The following is a 16,726-nucleotide window of genomic DNA, read 5'->3' on the forward strand; positions in this document are numbered from 1 at the left end:
TCCTGGGGCCGCGCCAGACTTCGCGAGCGAACCAGGAGCAGTACGGCGATGACGCCGGAGCCGATGCGGCCTCCGATGCTGCCCCGCAGGAACACGCCGCAGGCGGCGCCCACTCCCGCAAACCCGATCCAGAAGGCGCACCGGGTACCCCGGTCGCGTTCACCCTGGCCGCCCCCGCCGTCGCGCGCCTCCCACGTGGATTCGGCCCCTGCGCGGCGGCTTGAGCCGGGATCTGACCCTCTCTCGGGTCGACGTCAGGCTCAAGCCGCGCCAGGACGCGCTCGCAGCCGAGCCCTGACACCTCAACTACGCCTGCGGAAGGCGGCCACGCCGTAGCCGGCGGGGCAGGGAGCGCTGTTTGTGACTTGGGACGTTGGAAAAGGCTCAATGAGCCACGACCTCGCCAGAAGACCCGCAGCGGCCTGCCGAAATAAAACGAACCCCCATCCCTGAACAGCAATCAGCTGCAGGGCCCTGGGGAGTGAAAGTGCCGGAACCCGGCGATGATCGGGAACCGCTCGCAGAGCTGTCGAGCTTTCGAGCGAACTTCTACAACTGCCTGACGGCGCGGGCAGACGCATTCTTCGACCTGACGGACGCCTTGCTGTGTGCGGACGGCCCGGCCCGCACACCGGTGGAGCTGTCGCTGACCGCTGAACACCGCCGCGGATACGGCTCCTTCTACGCGGCTTTGAATGACGGCCGCCTGGACACCGATCGACTCCGCGACCTGCTGACCCGCCTGCCGCTGCCGCGCTTCGAGAGTGGAAGGATCGTGCTGAGCGTTGACGTATCTCCGTGGTTGCGCAGCGACGCGGCCTGCTCACCGGAGCGACTGTTCTGCCACGTCCACGGCCGCTCCCGCAGCACCGCCCAGATCATCCCGGGCTGGCCCTATTCCCTGGTCGCCGCCCTGTCCCCGGGCCCATCGTCGTGGACTGCCGTCCTGGACGCGGTTCGCCTGGGCCCCGAGGACGACGCCACCGCCGTCACCGCCACCCAGCTACGCGCGGTGGTCGAGCGCCTGGTGCGCGAAGGCCAGTGGCTGACCGGCGACCCGGAGATGCTGGTGGTGATGGACGCTGGCTACGACGTGACCCGCCTGGCCTGGGTGCTGCGGGACCTGCCCGTCGAACTGGTCGGCCGTCTACGCTCCGACCGAGTGCTGAGGGTTCCGCCGCGGCCGCTGTCCTTCACCTACCAACCCTTGGGACGCCCGCCGAAGCACGGCGCGGAACTGCGGCTGGCCAAGCCGGATACCTGGCCCGTGCCCGCACTGGTGAGACTCAATGACACCGAGCGCTATGGAAAAGCCCAGGCCCAAGCCTGGGACAGGGTCCACCCCCGGCTCACCCACCGCTCCTCCTGGCTCGACCATGACGGCGAACTCCCCCTGGTCGAGGGCACTCTGATCCGCCTGAAAGTCGACCGCCTGCCCGGCGATCGTGACGCACCACCACTGTGGCTGTGGTCCTCGAAAACCGGTGCCACCACCACCGACGTGGACCAAGCCTGGTCCTGCTACCTGCGTAGATTCGACCTGGAGCACACCTTTCGCTACTTCAAACAGGATCTGGGCTGGACGCGTCCGCGCCTGCGGAACCCGCTGGCGGCCGACCGCTGGACCTGGCTCGTGATCGCCGTCCACACCCAGCTCCGCCTTGCCGCCCCCGCCGCCACTGACCAGCGCAAGCCATGGGAGAAGAGCACCCTCCCCGGCACCACCATGACCCCGACCCGGGTCCGCCGAGCATTCCGGAACATCCGGCCCCGCCTGACCAATCCGGCCAGAGTTCCCAAACCCACACGGCCCGGCCCCAGGCGGCCCCCAGGCTCGAAGAACCGCCACCCCGCCACCCGCTACGACGTGGGGAAAACCATCAAACGACCCGAGACGCTGATCGAACGCGATCAAGCTCGACGTTAAGGAACAAGCTTACGGGCGGTCGGTGCAGGCGTCCGTGCGTTCGTCTAACGGTGGTTTTGTCGGAAGGGACCGTGACGGTGCCGTACTGACCCGTGAAGCCGTGGCGAGTTGCCGGTGCCGGTGCTCTCGCGCTTGGCAGTCAGGATGGCTGGACTTGGTCGAAGAGGGCGAGGGCTTCGGCGGGGTCCGGGCTCACGAGGCGTTCCAGACCAGCCATCGTGATCTTCGCCCACCTGCCGGCCCGTGCCCACATCCGTTCCTCGAAGGCGCGGACGGCCTCGTCCAGATCTCCAGGGCCGGGGGCCGCGGCGATGGACTCGGCGAGTTCGGCGCCTTCCAGCATCGCGAGGTTCGCGCCCACCCCCAACGGGGGCATCAGATGGGCGGCGTCGCCCAGGAGCGTCACCCCGAAGACGTGGGTCCAGGTATGGGACACGGGCAGGACGTAGAAGGGGCGGTGGACGAACGCAGTGCCGTGGCAGAGGAGGTCGAGGACGGGAGCGGCCCAGCCGTCGAACAGAGCCAGCAGGCTCGATCGCACGGCCTCGGCGTCGGCCAGGTCCAGGTTCGTGTGCCAGTCCAGCGGGGCACGGAATTTGGTGTACACCTTCACGTGGCCGCCGCTGTTGCGCTGGGCGACGAGGCTTCGGTTCACGCCGTACACAGCCACGGAACCGTCGCCGATCAACCGGGCAAGGTCAGGGTGGCGGGTGTCGACGTCGTCGAGGGAGGTCTCGATCGAGGTGACGCCGGTGTAGTGCGGCGTCACCGATGTGACTGCCGGGCGGATCCGGGACCAGGCGCCGTCCGCGCCGACCACGAGGTCGAACGTCTCCTGTCGCCCGTCCGCGAAATGGACCAGTACGCCATCCCGGGACCCCGGCACCGCCTGCGTCACGCCCCGACCCCACTGGACGTCGAGAGGGCCGAGCAGCAGGTCACGGAGTTGCCCGCGGTCGATCTCGGGATTGGCCCGGTCATCTGGACGGGGTCGCCAGTCGCGCAAGACGGTCCCGTCCGTGTCCAGGATGCGCATGGCCTGCCCCTCGGGGCGAGACAGCGCCTGGAACTCCGCCAGCAGCCCCGCCTTGTCCAGCGCGAGCTGGCCCAGCCCTTCGTGCAGGTCCAGAGTGCCGCCCGGAGGGCGGGCGTCGGGGGCGGGATCGCGTTCGAGGACGGTGACGGGGTAGCCATGGCGGTGCAGGACGCGGGCGAAGGTAAGGCCGGCAGGACCGCTCCCGACCACGGCGATACGATGTCTCATGTCGATACACTGTATTTCCCTATTGCTCTGCATCGCAACAGAACGGTGTGACCATGACTGTGTGGGACCGGCCGGAGCCGCCGGCTCAACCTGTGCCGCTCGACCGGGAGCGGATCGTCGCCGCCGCCATCGTGCTGGCCGACGAGGGCGGGCTGGAGGCGGTGTCGGTGCGCAAGGTCGCCGCCCGCCTGAACGCCGGCCCGATGCGGCTGTACGGATACATCTCCACCAAGCAGGAGCTGTTCGACCTCATGGTGGACGAGGTCCAGGCCGAGATTCTCCCCGAAGAGCAGCACGGTGAATGGCGGGAGGCGCTACGTATCCTCGCCCATCGCACCAGGCAGGCCGCTCTCCGTCATGAATGGCTGGCCGACCTGCTCGGCGGCCGCCCAACCCTGGGCCCGAACGGCCTCGCCGTAACCGAGGCCACGCTGGCCGCCCTCGACGGCCTCGCCGACATCGACACCGTCATGCACGCCGTGGAGACTGTCAGCGCCTACTTCACCGGCGCGATCAGGCGCGAGATCGCGAACCTGCGGGCCGAGCGCGCCACGGGCCTGTCCAAGCTCGACTGGCAGCGCGCCTCCGGCCCGCATGTGACGAGAATGTTGGCCACGGGCCGCTTCCCGGCGCTGGCCAAGGCCGTGTACGACGGCACGGACGTGGACGCCGAGACATCCTTCGCGACCGGCCTGGACTGGGTCCTGGACGCCGTGGCCGCCAAACTCACCCGGCCACCGGCGTGACGCTCATCTCCTGCCGAATGTGAGCGAGGCCGAGGGCCGTACTGCTCAACGGGCATGACAGAGTCCTTCACAGAGAACGCGGTCAGGGCGGCTGTGCTGAAACCGGAGGCGCGGCCGGTCCTGGTCGCGGAGCTGGGTGAAGTCGACGTCGAGTTTCCGGTCGTACGCCTCGGGCTGGATGCCGAGTTCGTGGGTGGAGTACTCGCCGAACCATTTGATGTGCTCGGTCAGGTACGGCGAGATGTGGGCCAGGTCCTCCGGGTCGATCTCCCAGCCCTCTTCCAGGAGCTGGCGGACGATCTCCGCGATGTCCAGGGCGGCCGAAGAACCCACCCGGTGGGGACCCTGGGCAGCGCCCTGCCCGATCAAGGAGGCTGAAGTCTCCAACCGCAAGCGCGTAAAGCGGCGCAGGGCCCGCATGGACCAGCGAACGCGCGAGCGACTGCCCGTCCTGGAGACCTTCGTCCGGGCTGCGGCCGATCACCACGCCCAGCATTCGGCCCGTCTTCAGGCCCTGCTCGCCGTTCCGCCCGGTGCCACCTTCACGATCGGTGACGCGGTCTTCGTCCGTACCAAAAACGCGACGACCGCTGGCGCGAGGGACGAGCATGGCACTCTTCGCCATTTCGGCCAGGCCGAGCATCGCGCGTTCTGGGCCTGGGCCGCGGTGGAATTCCTCCGCCACACCGGCGCCCGCATCAAGGAGATGCTGGAGATCAGCCATCACGCGATGATCCAGTACCGGCTGCCGACCACCGGCGAGATCGTCCCACTGTTGCAGATCGCTCCCTCCAAGACCGACCAAGAGCGAGTCGTGCTCGTCAGCCCGGAACTGGCCGACGTCCTGGCCACAATCATCCGACGTGTCCGCGACCCGCGGACCGGTGCCCTCCCGCTCCTGTCCGCCTACGACTATGAGGAACGCGTCTGGAACCCACCGTCCCCGCTGCTGTTCCAGTGGGACCGCGGCGGCGAGAGATCCCGCATGTCGGGCGAGTTCATCCGCAGCGCGCTGGGAGAGGTCCTCGCCTTCATCGGCCTCACCGACTCAACCGGCCAACCTCTGGTCTTCGCGCCGCACGACTTCTGCCGTCTGTTCATCACCGATGCCATCCGCTCCGGCCTCCCGCCTCACATCGCGCAGGTCATCGCCGGTCACGCCAACATCAACACCACGATGGGCTACAACGCGATCTATCCGGAAGAGACCATCGAAGCCCACCGCGCCTTCATCGCCCGCCGCCGCACCCTCAGGCCGGCTGAGGAGTACCGAACCCCGACCGACGCCGAGTGGGAGGACTTCCTCGGCCACTTCGAACGCCGCAAGCTCTCCGTCGGCACCTGCGCCCGCGCCTATGGCACCGCCTGCATCCACGAACACGCCTGCGTCCGCTGCTCCCTCCTCCGGCCCGACCCGGCACAGCGCGGTCGGCTCGTGGAGATCCACGGCAACCTCCTCGACCGCATCACGGAAGCCGAGCGGGAAGGCTGGCTCGGAGAAATCGAGGGGCTCCGCGTCTGTCTCGCCGGCGCCCAATCCAAAATCGACCAGATCGACTCCTCATCCGGCGGCATGGCGATCAACCTCGGCATGCCGCGCAAGGCCCCGGCTCGAACCGCCCTGAAGGAGGGAACAGCGTCGCTGAGACAATCACGGGATCAGCAATGAGATCCGGTTCGACTGCCAGCACCGTGGCGACGGCGGTCCGCTCGTGGTCGTCCCCCACATCGACGGAGCACCACTCACCGGGCTGATCGACGGGTTCGAGATCGCGGCTGGGATGCAGCCTGCAGGTGATGCGTACGGCGGTCCGATCCCGAAGTTCTTCCGGTTCGGTCCGATGCAGGACCACTTCCTCGGACTGTCCACTAGGAGCGTGGGTCAGTAACGGGCAACCGGCCGGTGGTCGGGTCGGCGGTTCACTGCGGTCGCCTGGTGAGTGGCTTCGGGACTGGTGAGGTGGGCGGCGGTCCTGGGATTTCGGTGCTTGGGGCTGGTCGGCCCGGCTGGTCAGGCAATCGCTGCGGTGATGCCGGCGCTTCCGACGTGCCGGAAGATCTTGCGGAGGTTGTGGCAGGCGGCCAGCAGGCGCCACTCGCCTCGGGCGCCGTCTTCACCGCGTAGGAGGAGCTGGCGTCCGCTCTGGCAGGTCATGATCTGACCGAAGGCGGGTTCGACGATGGCCTTGCGGCGGCTGTAGGCCTTGCGGCCGGGCTTGGTCCGCAGTTTGCGTGCCATGCGCTCTTTCAGCGTGGCGTCCTTGGGGATGCGTCCGCGAGGTGCGGGCGTGACCTGCTCGTCGTGGGCGAGTCGGCCGGTGGCCATGAACGTGTCGGTGCCGCAGGCCAATTGCCGGTCCTTGGCGGCTTCCAGGTTGACCTCGGAGCAGTATCCGGCGTCGACGAGGGCCTGCTCGGGGTGGGCGCCAGTGTTGGCCGCGGACTGGTCGAGCATCGCGGTGTAGTTCAGCGTCGGAGGGATTGCAGGTCACGTCGGCTGCGGTGATCACCTGGTGGGCCTCGTCGACGACGGCCTGGGCGTTGTAGGCCTGGATGTAGGCGCCGTCGCTGTTCTTCATGATCCGCGAGTCGGGGTCGGTGAAGTTGGCTTGGGCCTGGCCTTGGCGGCGGCCTTCTCGCCGGCGTTGGTGACGGCCTGCTCGTCGCTGGTACCGGCTCGTTCTTGGCGGCGGCGTTCGGTGTCCTGCGCGTGGCGGCGGGCCTTGTCGGCGACCTCGGCCTCGATCTGGGCGCGAGCGGCCTGCATCCTGGCCAGGCGCTTCTCGCGGCGGTCGAGTTCGCCGGGGAGGTCCACGTCTTTGCCGTCGGGGCCGAATGCCTGGTCCTCGGCCGCATCGGTGGCCTCGGCGTCGGCCAGCAGAGCCCGGGTCTTGGCCTCCAGGTCGGCGATCTCGGCTTCGACGCGCTCTTCTTTGGTGACCAGGCGGCCGTAGCTCATCGCCTTGTGCTTGGAGGCATTGGCTTCGGGCTTGGTGCCGTCCAGGGCGACGCGGCCCATCTTGACCATGCCCAGCTTCTGCGCGAGGTGCAGGGACTGGGTGAACAGGTCGGCGAGAGCGTCCAGGTGGCGGCGGCTGAACCGGGCGATCGAGCGGTAGTCCGGTGCCTGGTCGGCGGCCAGGAACCGGAATGCGACATCGTCCACGCACTTGCGCTCGATCGACCGGGACGAGCGGACGCCGGTGGTGTAGCCGTAGATCAGCAGCCGCACCATCAGCCGCGGGTCGTAGGTCGGGTAGCCCCGCTTCTCGGTGTAGTCGGCCAGGACCGGTCCGAGGTCCAGCACGTCGTCGACCAGCTCGGCGACGAAGCGGGCCAGATGGTCCTGGGGCAGCCAGTCGTCCAGCGACGGCGGCAGCAGCAGGACCTGGTGCGGGTCGAACGACCTGAATCGCTTGTCCACCGCCGCCGCACGACGTGGCGGCTGTTTGCCCTCGACTGGCTCGACCTCGAACAGCCCCTCCTGATCGCGCATACCGGGATCATCCCGCACAACTGATCACCAGACGCACGCGGGTTGCCGGTCACTCTGAGCATTGCAGCTGGCTGGCCCACGGCGGCGCGTGCGCCAGCCGTCAGGCGTCGAAGCGGCGGCGGGCGGCCTCGATGTGACCGAAGTACTGGTGGGTCCAGCCGCACATTCCGTCGACCGTTGCGCGCAGGGCTTGACCCGGCTCGGTGAGGGTGTATTCGACCCGCGGTGGGACGGTGGGGTGCACGGTGCGCTCGACCAGGCCGTTGCGCTCCAGCATGCGCAGGTTCTGGGTGAGCATCTTGTGGCTGATGCCCTCGATCTCGTTCCGCAGCTCGCTGAAGCGCAGGGTGCGATCACCGAGACCCTCGACGATGAGGAACGCCCACTTGTTGGCGACGTCGGAGAAGATCTCCCGCGCCAAGGAGCCCGCACGCGCCAGGTCTGCATCCTCGGGCGAGCCTGTGAACTGCTTGGTCACCATAAGGTTCTCCAGTCACTGAAAAGTGCGTTCTTCCACGTCAGCGTCAACTCTCTTACAGTTCCTGAGTAACCACAAGAGAGTGAGCGTCTTGGTCGGCGCGGACGCAAGCCCACAGGCGCTCAGGACGAGGAGACAGGCAGCATGGCCATCACCTTTATGAACCCCAGCGGATTGCCCAAGATCGACGTCTACCGGCAGGTGTCGATCGCATCCGGGTCGAGGCTGGTCTTTATCGCCGGGCAGGTCGCCTGGGACGCCGAGGGAGTCACGATCGGCGAAGGCGACCTCGCCGCCCAGGTCGAGCAGAGCTATCTCAACGTCGGCACCGCCCTGGCCGAGGTCGGTGGCTCCTTCGACGACGTGGCGAAGCTGACCTTCTACGTCGTCGACTGGACCCCCGACAAGATGCCCCCGCTCCTGGAAGGGATCTCCCGGGCAGCCGCGAAGCTGGGGATCACCCCGGCCCCGCCGACCACGCTGATAGGCGTTGCGGCACTGGATGTCCCCGACCATCTGGTCGAGATCGAAGCCACCGCGGTCCTCGACTGAACAGGTGCTCTCTGCCACTGAGCCAACTACGGCGCTCAGCGGCCAACCAGCGTGCTCAGTCACAGTTACTGACCCACGCTCCTAGCGCGATGGGGCCGAAGACACCCGTTCTCGGTTGTGAATGCGGCGAGTGGGGGTGCTGGCCGCTCATGGCCCGCATCACCGCGACGGCGGACCTCGTAACCTGGGATGCCTTTGAACAACCGCACCGCAAGACCCGCGACTACGTGGCATTCGGTCCGTTCCAGTTCGACCGTCACCAATACGATGACGCCTTGCGGGCCCTGAGCGCTGTGATCGGCTCCGACGCCGACGGCACGCGCGCATGAGCACTGCCGTCAGCCCGTCTTGCCGCAGATGGAGTCCAAGGGCAGAGAACAGCGGCGTGGGGACTCGTCATCACCCGCCGTCGACGGGCAGGTTGTGCCACCAGTGACCGCATCCGCCGGAGCAGAAGCGTTCGCGGCGCCGTTCGTCCGCGACCGCGAGTACCGCGACCAGCAGCCGGAACGCCTTGCGGCGTTCATCGACAGGGGTGAGGCCGGCGATCTTCCCCAGTTGCTGGTCGATCGAGCCGAAGGTGATCAGAACCGCAGGCGTGTGCGTCGGGCGCAGCCCGGCACGGCGGATGCTCTCCGATCCGTCTTCGGTGACGGCGCGGGCCTGCACACAGTGATGGCGCAGGACAGGAGTACCTCGGCCTGCTCCTCCGGGCCGCGGGTGTCGAACCACTCGATGCCCTGTGACATCGGGCGCAGGCCTTGGGCGAGTTCGTTGAGGATGATGTCTCGCTCGGTCATGATCAGCTCCCGCAGTCCAGCGAGACGAAGGCCTCAGCGCTCTCGTCGACGAAATCGCAGAGTTGCTGCACGGCCTGTCGGCAGTGTTGCGGGTCGAGGGCCGCCACGGCCCGGACTTCGAGCCATGGGTCCCAGGGACCGCCCGGGCCGAGGAACCGTGTTGTGTACTCGGAGCCGAGGATCTCATCGAGGTACAGGAGCGTCCCAAGGACGACTGCCTGGTCGTAGTCGAGGTCGGGACGCAACAAGTAGTGATCAAGGTAGGCGCTGAGTAGTTCGGCATCCGCTGCACTGCCGAACTTCGCAAGGGCGACGCAGTATGCCGCGCCCGCATAGGGCCCCTCGCTGGCCAGTAGGAGCCGGCCGATGAGGTCGCGGAACTCGGTCCTGTGGGCCACAGCCACCAGCCAGGCGGCAGTCTTGCACTCGCGCCATCCACCCCTCGAAGAGGATGCTGAGCTCCGCCGGAGTGATCTCGTAGGCAGCCTGAGCCAGATCCCGCACAAACGCGGTGCGCTCGACCGGGTTCAGCCGCAGAAGGCCCCCGCCCAACCGAAGGTATCGCCGATCAGGCGTGACGAACCGCCGAACCAGATCCTGCAACTCGGGATCGCTCTGGACATGACGCATAGCCGCATCCTGGCCCGGGACGGTACGCATGCGCCACAGGTTTGCCGACTGCCTCGACGGACCGCAATTACTGGTTCAGAGAAGTCACCAAACCGAACGAGATGGCGCCTGACCGATGATTCGGGGCATGGAAGACCTCCGCGAACGTGCCCCGAGAAAACCAGCCTATGGGCGGCGGCACAGTACGACATGCGCAGCAGGGAGGGCCTTCGCCGACAAGAAGTTGGGCAAGAACGCGGAGCGTAAGGAACTGTGGAAGTGCCTCGACTACCTCCGGCCCGGCCGCCTTCCTGGTGGTGCCCTCCCTCGACCGGTTGGGCAGCTCGATCCAAGACCTGATCTCCATCGTGTCTGGGCTACGCAAGCGCGGTTTGGCGGGCCGGGAGTCCGGCGAGCGTGCGGTCAGTAGGTGGGTCCGTAGGGGCTCCAGCCCGCATTGCCGATGCCCCAGTACACCAACTCGATCTGGCACCGCGCGCACGAGGACTACGGCATCACCCCGGATCCAGGACTCCTCACCTTCCACGGCTCCCGCCACAAGAACACGATCGAGTCCCTGATGCACGAGCGCAGCGTCACCCGGGCCGCAGGTGCATGCCCAGCATGACGTTCTGGTCGCTGTACATCGGGTCGCCGCTGTGACCGCCGCTCCCGCTCACGTCTGGCTCCGCCACCTATTCGCTGCGCCTGCTGTGCGGCCGTAGACACGGGCCCGAAGGGCACCGTGGCCGTTGCCTGGCAGAAATTCGTGCGAAACACACCCTTCCTAGGGTCGCCCCCACGTCGGTCATGGCTGCAACGGCCGACGGGTGACCGGCAGTCCGGCGCTAACCAGCCACCTTTCACCGCGTTTTGAGGAGGAAGGATGGCTGTGCAGCCTCCTGCCGACACGCGCGCCCCAGAAGCCGCCGCGCACCCCGTCGACGTACGACCGCCCCTGCACCGCATGGTGCCGCTGAGCCTGCAGCATGTGCTCGTCGCTTACTCGGGCCTGGCCACCATGCCGCTGCTCGTGGGCGTCGCGCTGGATCTGCCGGACGATCGGATCCGGCTGCTGATCAGCGCGAACCTTCTGGTCAGCGGTCTGGCGACGCTGCTGCAGACACTCGGTTTCAAGTGGTTCGGGGCGCGGTTGCCGATCGTGATGGGGTCGACGTTCACCGCGATCACTCCGGCCGTGCTCATCGGCCAGGAGCACGGCCTGGCCGCAGTGTTCGGGGCGACCATCGTCGCCGGGCTCGTGACGGTGGCGGTCGCGCCATGGTTCGGGCGGATCCTGCATCTGTTTCCGCCGCTCGTCACCGGCTCGGTCATCGCGGTCATCGGGTTCTCTCTGGTGCCGTCGGCGGCCGGGCTCATCACCGGAAGCGGGAACGAGGGCGGCAGCGGCGCGCGAGGGCTCGCCCTCGCCGCCGTCACCATCGCCCTTGTCGTCCTCGTCGAACGGCTGGCGCCCCCCGCCATGGCCCGCTTCTCCGTGCTGGTCGCGATGGCCGCTGGTGCGCTTCTGGCCGTACCCCTGGGCCTGTTCGACGGTTCGGCGGTCGGCGAGGCGCAGGCCCTGTCGGTGCCGGATCCGATCGCGTTCGGGGCGCCCACGTTCGTCGTGCCGGCGATCGTCGCCCTGCTCGTCGTGCAGGTGGTCAACATGGTCGAGTCGGTGGGCGACACCCTTGCCGTGGGACAGATCGTGGAGCGCGGCGACGACCCGGGGACCGTGGTGAGGGCGCTGCGCGCCGATGGGGCGGCCACCGTGGTCTCCGGCGGTTTCTCGTCGTTCCCGATCGTGACGTTCGGGCAGTCCGTCGGTCTGTTGAGCGTGACGCGGGTGATGAGCCGTCATGTCGTGGCGCTGTCCGGCGCGTTGATGGTGCTGCTCGCCTTCGTTCCCGTATTCGGGGCGGCAGTTGCGGCGGTACCGGGACCTGTGCTCGGCGGGGTGTCACTCGTGACGTTCGGCACCGTCGGCGCGGTCGGGCTGCGAATCCTGAGCCGCGCCGAACTCTCCGACGGGCGCAATCTGCTGACGGCGGCACTCGCGTTCGGTCTCGGCATGATCCCGGTCGGCGCGCCCGACTTCTACGCGCCGCTGCCGTCGTACCTGCGCACCGTCCTGGACAGCGGCATCGCGGTGACCGGGATCATCGCCTTCACGCTGAATCTGCTGTTCCACCACACGGGCCATACCTGTCGCGTCCCTTGTCGCAAGGAGCAGTCCTGATGTACGTCGACACGATCACCGACGTCTGTGTGTGGAGCGGTGGGCGGTGGCTGGACGCGCGGGACGTGCACGTGGCCAACGGGCGGGTGACGGCGGTTGTCGGGGCCCGCGAACTGCCCCGTGGACAGCGGGTGTTGGCGGCCGATGGCGGGCATCTGATCCCGGGCCTCGTCAACACGCACACCCACCTCCACCAGGCGTGCATGCGAGGCATCGGCGAAGGCGAGCCGCTGCTGTCCTGGCTGCGAACCGTCGGCGAGGAGACCGTCGCGCTCACTCCCGATCGCGCCTACGCAGCGGCCGCCGCCGCGGCGACGGAGGCCCTGCGCAGCGGCACCACCACCCTGGTGGACCACATGTGGCCGAACCCGTCCGCCGAGATCCACGACGCGGTGCTGCGCGCCCTGCACGACTCGGGGATCCGCGCGGTGCTGTGCCGCGGCGTGGCCGACCGGGCGGACCCGTCCCGTAAGTGGGGCTTCGATCCACGTCTCATGCAGTCGCTGGACAGCGCCTTCGCGCACACCGACGAGTTGGTGGACGCCACGGCGGGCAGCCGCGTCTCGGCGGGGCTCGCCGTGCCCAATCCGCGCAGCCTTACTCCTGCGGGAATGCGGCAGGTACGGACGTACGCCGAAGAGCGGGATCTGCCGGTGTCGATCCACCTCCTGGAGACGGCGACGGACGACTTGATGTGCCGGGAGCACACCGGTCAAGGTGCCGTGGAATACCTGGAGACGGCCGGATTCCTGTGGGAGCGGCTGCTCGCCGTGCACTGTGTGGAGCTGGACGCGGCGGGCCGTGCGGCGCTCGCTCAGCATGGAGTCGGCGTCTCCTACAATCCGCTCAGCAATATGCGGCTGGGCAGCGGCATCGCCCCCGTGATCGCCATGCGGGAAGCGGGACTTCGGGTAGGGCTCGGGGTCGACGGGGCCGCCAGCAACGACACCCAGGACATTCTGGAGGCCATGCGGATCGGGGCGTATCTGCAGCGGGCCGCGCACCGGCGGGCCGATCTGCTCGGCTTCGCGGAGATGCTGGCCATCGCCGCCGGCGGCGTCAACGAGGTGCTCGGGCTCGATTCCCGCGCGGACGGTGTGGTGGCCGGTGCCAGGGCCGACCTCGTGCTGCACCGCTTCGAGCGGGACTACGCGTGCCTTCCGGTGCGCGATCCGGGCGCAACGCTGCTGACCTGCGCGAGCAGCAGGACCGTGGACACGGTCCTGGTGGCGGGCGAGGCGGTGGTGTGGGAGGGGCGCAGTGTGCGCCTTTCCGAGGCGTTCCTCGTGGACGTGCTGTCTCGGTAACAGAACTGGTTCCTGGACGAAACACGGTGCCGCCAGGCTGACTTCATCGCGCATGGCCCCTGTCGACGGGGCGTATGCCAGCCCACGGCGCCGGGCCCAAGGACGGGTCCGAGGCCGACCGTGCCCGCGGACCTCTGTGTGTCCGCGGTGGGGGTGCAGGGGCGGTGACTGCACCCCGTAGGACTTCGGAGAACACCACTCCGACGTACTTCAGGAGTACTTGCCGCGATGACTGACATCACGACGCGTGCTGTGCCGCACACGACGCCTCAATCGACGTACGACCTCGCCGAACTCGACAAGGAAACCCGCATGGGCGGGGCCGGAACCGAGACCACGGCGCGGGAGATCCGCCGCATCGACCTCTGCGACTTCGAGGCCCGCAAGGCCGAGATCACCGAGGAGCTGTGGGCGGCAGCCACGGACATCGGGTTCTTCCAGCTCGTCAACCACGGCATCGAACAGGCCCTGGTGGACGAGGCGTTCACGAACGCCGAGGAATTTTTCGCGCTGCCCGAGGCCCACAAGGCCCGGCATGGGCTGAAGAAGGGCCTCAACTCCGGGTGGGAGTCCATGACCCAGGTCAGGCCGTCCGTCGGGACACCGGACCAGAAGGAGTCGTACCAGGTCACACGCCCTCACATGAAGGGGCTCTGGCCCGACGACGTCCTGCCCGAATTCCGGCTGCGCGCCCTTGACTTCGAGACGCGTTGCCGCGAGGTGGCCATGCGGGTCCTGTCCTGCTTCGCCGACAAGCTGGGCTTCGCCGGCGACTTCTTCACCCGCGCCCACGACCCTCAGAGCATGCACTACCAGTCCACCCTGCGGATGCTGCACTACTTCGCACTCCCCGAGGACGCCGAGCCCGACCCGAACGTGTGGCGGGCCGGTGCGCACACCGACTTCGACTGCCTGACGCTGCTCTTCCAGCGGGACGGGCAGGGCGGGCTGCAGGTGTGCCCGGGAAAGGAGGCCGAGGCCCAGGAGTGGACTCCCGTGGTGCCCTCGGCCGACGCCATCACCTGCAACATCGGCGACATGCTGATGCGGTGGAGCGACGACCGGCTTCCGTCCAACTTCCACCGGGTCAAGTCCCCGGGCCCCGGCGAGGACCGGGGCGCCCGCTACAGCATCGCCTTCTTTGCCCAGGCCGACCGTGACGTGGTGATCGAGGGGCCGGATGGCCGGTATCCGCCGATCACGGCGGAGCAGTACATCCAGCAGCGCATCGCCGCCAACTTCGCACGATAGAGGTGCTGTTGTGATGATGTCCGCGAAGAAGCGGGCGCCGTTCGGGCGGCTCGCGGTGCTGGGTCTCCAGCACGTTCTGGTGATGTACACGGGCTGTGTCACGGTGCCGCTCGTCTTCGGCGCGGCCGCCGGGCTCGATGCCACGACCATCGCTCTGCTCATCAACGCCGACCTGCTCGTCGCGGGCGCCGTCACCATGATCCAGGGCGCGGGCGTCGGGCGCGTGCTCGGCGTCCGCATGCCCGTGATGGCCGGCGCGGCCTTCACCGCCGTGACGCCGATGATCCTGATCGCCGGTGAGTACGGGCTCCAGGCCGTATACGGTTCGATGCTCGCCGCAGGACTCTTCGGCCTGCTCGTCGCCTGGCCGTTCGCCAAGGCAGCGCGCTTCTTCCCGCCGCTGGTGAGCGGTGTGGTGATCACCGTGGTCGGCCTGGCGCTGATCGGTGTCGGCGTCAACCTTGTCGTCGGCAGCGACCCCAAGGCGGCGGACTACGCGGCGCCGTCGCGCCTCGCCCTCGCCGCCCTCGTCGTCATCGTGATCCTGCTGGTGGCGAGGTTCGGCCGGGGCTTTCTGGCCCAGACCGGTGTTCTGCTCGGGCTTTTGGCCGGTACCGCGGTCGCGGTACCGCTGGGTCTGGTGGACCTGTCCGCCGCCCGTGGCGCCCACTGGATCGGGGTGAGTGCTCCGTTCCACTTCGGCGCGCCCGAGTTCCCGCCCGTCGCGGTCATCTCCATGTGTGTCGTGATGCTGGTCCTGTTCGCCGAGTCGACCGCGGACCTGATCGCGGTCGCCGAACTCACCGGCAAGGAGTTGACGACCGCGGACATGGCGCGCGGGCTGGCCGCCGACGGCCTGTCCGGGGTGCTCGGCGGAGTGATGAACGCCTTCATCGACACCGTCTTCGCCCAGAACGTGGGCCTGGTGTCAATGACCCGGGTGCGCAGCCGCCATGTGGCCACCGTCGCGGGCGCCATCCTGGTTGCCCTGGGCCTGGTTCCCAAGCTGGGGGCGGTGGTGGCCGGGCTGCCCGGACCGGTCGTGGGCGCAACGGGACTGGTCATGTTCTCCACGGTCGCTGCCGTCGGCATCAGCACACTACGGAAGGTCGAGTTCGAGGGAACGCACAACCTGCTGATCGTCGCCGTGTCGATCGGCGTGGGCATGGCGCCCGACGTGGCACCGGACCTCTACTCCCGTTTCCCGGACGGTGTGCGCATCGTGCTGGGCTCACCGGTGACGAGCGCGACCCTGATCGCGTTCGGGCTGAACCTGGCCTTCAACCGCAACCGCCCTGCACCCACGGCGGACGACGAGGCAGAGAAGCAGACGCGACCGACTTCCACCACCCCGGCGGAATACGTCCTATAGCGCGGGTGCCAGGGCGACCGCGCACGTCATCAGCGCGGCCTCGGTCCAGTTGCATCGGCGAGATCAGCCAGCAACCGTGCCCCTGCATGCCCGATCAGGACCCGTCCCGTCAGCGGACACCATGACCCTGGGACGGGAACCGATAACCTGGACGCAGAAAGTGCCTTCCGCCAGCGACGATCAAACCCCTCGACAAGGTTCATCGTCCCAGCTCAGGAAGGTACTTTCGCGTGTCGGCCAACATCCGCGCCAGCCCTGGGCCGCGGCATACAGCAGCGTGCGACTCTCCCGCGCCGACTCCTGGACGAAAGACTCGGCGTCCGGGTCGGCCAGCAGCTGATGGAAACGAGTAAGGAGTTGCGGTTCCGGGAGGCTCTGGCCCGACAGGTAACGCGAAAGCTGGGTGGGATCCACACCAAGCCCCTCCGCCAGGTCTGCGGAGATCATCCCCGCCCCCTCGCGCAGGCCACGAAAGTGCTCAGCGAAGGCTCTCTCCTTCTTCCCGAGTTCATCACTGAGTGGTGCCAGCGCAGGCGGCCGCGGCACGACGGCTCGTTCCGGCGACTGCTTCACTGATCCTTCTCCCCCCGGATTGTCTGCCCGCAAGATGCCTGGAGCACCGCAAGATGATCTTGCTCTCGGCCACAACAGGTGTGCGGCGCGGTGGGGTTGACCCTAGCCG

The 16,726-nt window shown here is 68.2% G+C and carries 15 protein-coding genes and 3 pseudogenes; 10 read left to right on the forward strand and 8 right to left on the reverse strand.

Annotated features, from left to right (window positions below):
• Nucleotides 1–487: 487 nt before the first annotated feature.
• Nucleotides 488–1,927, forward strand: a complete 1,440-nt coding sequence (locus tag AB5J53_RS05190) for an NF041680 family putative transposase (RefSeq protein ID WP_369244445.1) — start codon at nucleotides 488–490, stop codon at nucleotides 1,925–1,927.
• 139 nt (nucleotides 1,928–2,066) lie between these two features.
• Here the strand turns inward: AB5J53_RS05190 and AB5J53_RS05195 are convergent, their stop codons facing one another.
• On the reverse strand, nucleotides 2,067–3,191 hold the full coding sequence (locus AB5J53_RS05195; RefSeq protein WP_369244446.1) for an FAD-dependent oxidoreductase: 1,125 nt from the start codon (nucleotides 3,189–3,191) through the stop codon (nucleotides 2,067–2,069).
• A gap of 53 nt (nucleotides 3,192–3,244) precedes the next feature.
• On the opposite strand from AB5J53_RS05195, the gene AB5J53_RS05200 reads away from it, so the two are divergent.
• The gene (locus tag AB5J53_RS05200) at nucleotides 3,245–3,937 is read left to right on the forward strand and encodes a TetR/AcrR family transcriptional regulator (protein WP_369244447.1); all 693 of its coding nucleotides are present in this window, start codon (nucleotides 3,245–3,247) and stop codon (nucleotides 3,935–3,937) included.
• A 45-nt stretch (nucleotides 3,938–3,982) separates the two neighbouring features.
• Here AB5J53_RS05200 and AB5J53_RS05205 read toward each other — a convergent pair whose 3' ends face one another.
• Nucleotides 3,983–4,270 (reverse strand): Tn3 family transposase, encoded by a 288-nt coding sequence (locus AB5J53_RS05205; RefSeq protein WP_369244448.1) that lies wholly within the window; start codon nucleotides 4,268–4,270, stop codon nucleotides 3,983–3,985.
• A gap of 85 nt (nucleotides 4,271–4,355) precedes the next feature.
• Here AB5J53_RS05205 and AB5J53_RS05210 point away from each other — a divergent pair, with 85 nt between their 5' ends.
• Nucleotides 4,356–5,606: a tyrosine-type recombinase/integrase gene (locus AB5J53_RS05210; protein WP_369244449.1), complete on the forward strand. Its 1,251-nt coding sequence runs from the start codon at nucleotides 4,356–4,358 to the stop codon at nucleotides 5,604–5,606.
• 342 nt (nucleotides 5,607–5,948) lie between these two features.
• Here AB5J53_RS05210 and AB5J53_RS05215 read toward each other — a convergent pair.
• Nucleotides 5,949–7,415: pseudogene (locus tag AB5J53_RS05215) on the reverse strand (IS1182 family transposase).
• 118 nt (nucleotides 7,416–7,533) lie between these two features.
• The gene (locus tag AB5J53_RS05220; RefSeq protein WP_019074009.1) at nucleotides 7,534–7,914 is read right to left on the reverse strand and encodes a helix-turn-helix domain-containing protein; all 381 of its coding nucleotides are present in this window, start codon (nucleotides 7,912–7,914) and stop codon (nucleotides 7,534–7,536) included.
• A gap of 141 nt (nucleotides 7,915–8,055) precedes the next feature.
• Here AB5J53_RS05220 and AB5J53_RS05225 point away from each other — a divergent pair, with 141 nt between their 5' ends.
• Together AB5J53_RS05225 and AB5J53_RS05230 are read left to right on the forward strand one after the other, a co-directional pair.
• On the forward strand, nucleotides 8,056–8,463 hold the full coding sequence (locus AB5J53_RS05225; RefSeq protein WP_369244450.1) for a RidA family protein: 408 nt from the start codon (nucleotides 8,056–8,058) through the stop codon (nucleotides 8,461–8,463).
• Between the two features lie 149 nt (nucleotides 8,464–8,612).
• Nucleotides 8,613–8,792 carry a hypothetical protein gene (locus AB5J53_RS05230; protein WP_369244451.1) on the forward strand — a complete coding sequence of 60 codons (180 nt, stop codon included), beginning with the start codon at nucleotides 8,613–8,615 and terminating at the stop codon, nucleotides 8,790–8,792.
• A 70-nt stretch (nucleotides 8,793–8,862) separates the two neighbouring features.
• Here AB5J53_RS05230 and AB5J53_RS05235 read toward each other — a convergent pair.
• The 3 genes and pseudogenes from AB5J53_RS05235 to AB5J53_RS05245 form a co-directional block, all read right to left on the reverse strand.
• A pseudogene (locus tag AB5J53_RS05235) lies at nucleotides 8,863–9,263 on the reverse strand (DUF5958 family protein).
• 2 nt (nucleotides 9,264–9,265) lie between these two features.
• Nucleotides 9,266–9,661, reverse strand: a complete 396-nt coding sequence (locus AB5J53_RS05240) for a DUF6000 family protein (RefSeq protein ID WP_369244452.1) — start codon at nucleotides 9,659–9,661, stop codon at nucleotides 9,266–9,268.
• Nucleotides 9,662–9,749: 88 nt separating this feature from the next.
• Nucleotides 9,750–9,923, reverse strand: a pseudogene (locus AB5J53_RS05245) (hypothetical protein); the annotation flags it as partial.
• Nucleotides 9,924–10,335: 412 nt separating this feature from the next.
• On the opposite strand from AB5J53_RS05245, the gene AB5J53_RS05250 reads away from it, so the two are divergent.
• The 5 genes from AB5J53_RS05250 to AB5J53_RS05270 all read left to right on the forward strand — a co-directional run bounded on the left by AB5J53_RS05250 (nucleotide 10,336) and on the right by AB5J53_RS05270 (nucleotide 16,044).
• Complete coding sequence (locus AB5J53_RS05250; protein WP_369244453.1) at nucleotides 10,336–10,500, forward strand: hypothetical protein; 165 nt, start codon at nucleotides 10,336–10,338, stop codon at nucleotides 10,498–10,500.
• Between the two features lie 258 nt (nucleotides 10,501–10,758).
• Nucleotides 10,759–12,114 (forward strand): uracil-xanthine permease family protein, encoded by a 1,356-nt coding sequence (locus tag AB5J53_RS05255; protein ID WP_369244454.1) that lies wholly within the window; start codon nucleotides 10,759–10,761, stop codon nucleotides 12,112–12,114.
• Nucleotides 12,114–13,421 carry an amidohydrolase family protein gene (locus tag AB5J53_RS05260; protein ID WP_369244455.1) on the forward strand — a complete coding sequence of 436 codons (1,308 nt, stop codon included), beginning with the start codon at nucleotides 12,114–12,116 and terminating at the stop codon, nucleotides 13,419–13,421. The genes AB5J53_RS05255 and AB5J53_RS05260 overlap by 1 nt, the downstream gene beginning before the upstream one ends.
• Before the next feature lie 228 nt (nucleotides 13,422–13,649).
• Entirely contained in the window at nucleotides 13,650–14,672 is a 1,023-nt protein-coding gene (locus AB5J53_RS05265) for an isopenicillin N synthase family dioxygenase (RefSeq protein ID WP_369244456.1), read from the forward strand.
• 13 nt (nucleotides 14,673–14,685) lie between these two features.
• Nucleotides 14,686–16,044: a nucleobase:cation symporter-2 family protein gene (locus AB5J53_RS05270; RefSeq protein WP_369244457.1), complete on the forward strand. Its 1,359-nt coding sequence runs from the start codon at nucleotides 14,686–14,688 to the stop codon at nucleotides 16,042–16,044.
• Nucleotides 16,045–16,224: 180 nt separating this feature from the next.
• On the opposite strand, the gene AB5J53_RS05275 is transcribed toward AB5J53_RS05270, so the two are convergent.
• Nucleotides 16,225–16,617 carry a helix-turn-helix domain-containing protein gene (locus AB5J53_RS05275; protein ID WP_369244458.1) on the reverse strand — a complete coding sequence of 131 codons (393 nt, stop codon included), beginning with the start codon at nucleotides 16,615–16,617 and terminating at the stop codon, nucleotides 16,225–16,227.
• Nucleotides 16,618–16,726: the final 109 nt, after the last annotated feature.

The organism is Streptomyces sp. R41, assembly GCF_041053055.1.
Taxonomy (GTDB): domain Bacteria; phylum Actinomycetota; class Actinomycetes; order Streptomycetales; family Streptomycetaceae; genus Streptomyces.

Excerpts from the sequence above, each read along its gene's own strand:
- AB5J53_RS05225 (WP_369244450.1), top strand. The coding sequence starts at position 8,056 with ATGGCCATCACCTTTATGAACCCCAGCGGATTGCCCAAGATCGACGTC.
- AB5J53_RS05195 (WP_369244446.1), bottom strand. The coding sequence starts at position 3,191 with ATGAGACATCGTATCGCCGTGGTCGGGAGCGGTCCTGCCGGCCTTACC.
- AB5J53_RS05260 (WP_369244455.1), top strand. The coding sequence starts at position 12,114 with ATGTACGTCGACACGATCACCGACGTCTGTGTGTGGAGCGGTGGGCGG.
- AB5J53_RS05210 (WP_369244449.1), top strand. The coding sequence starts at position 4,356 with ATGGACCAGCGAACGCGCGAGCGACTGCCCGTCCTGGAGACCTTCGTC.
- AB5J53_RS05265 (WP_369244456.1), top strand. The coding sequence starts at position 13,650 with ATGACTGACATCACGACGCGTGCTGTGCCGCACACGACGCCTCAATCG.
- AB5J53_RS05270 (WP_369244457.1), top strand. The coding sequence starts at position 14,686 with ATGATGTCCGCGAAGAAGCGGGCGCCGTTCGGGCGGCTCGCGGTGCTG.
- AB5J53_RS05220 (WP_019074009.1), bottom strand. The coding sequence starts at position 7,914 with ATGGTGACCAAGCAGTTCACAGGCTCGCCCGAGGATGCAGACCTGGCG.
- AB5J53_RS05255 (WP_369244454.1), top strand. The coding sequence starts at position 10,759 with ATGGCTGTGCAGCCTCCTGCCGACACGCGCGCCCCAGAAGCCGCCGCG.
- AB5J53_RS05230 (WP_369244451.1), top strand. The coding sequence starts at position 8,613 with ATGGCCCGCATCACCGCGACGGCGGACCTCGTAACCTGGGATGCCTTT.
- AB5J53_RS05200 (WP_369244447.1), top strand. The coding sequence starts at position 3,245 with ATGACTGTGTGGGACCGGCCGGAGCCGCCGGCTCAACCTGTGCCGCTC.
- AB5J53_RS05250 (WP_369244453.1), top strand. The coding sequence starts at position 10,336 with ATGCCCCAGTACACCAACTCGATCTGGCACCGCGCGCACGAGGACTAC.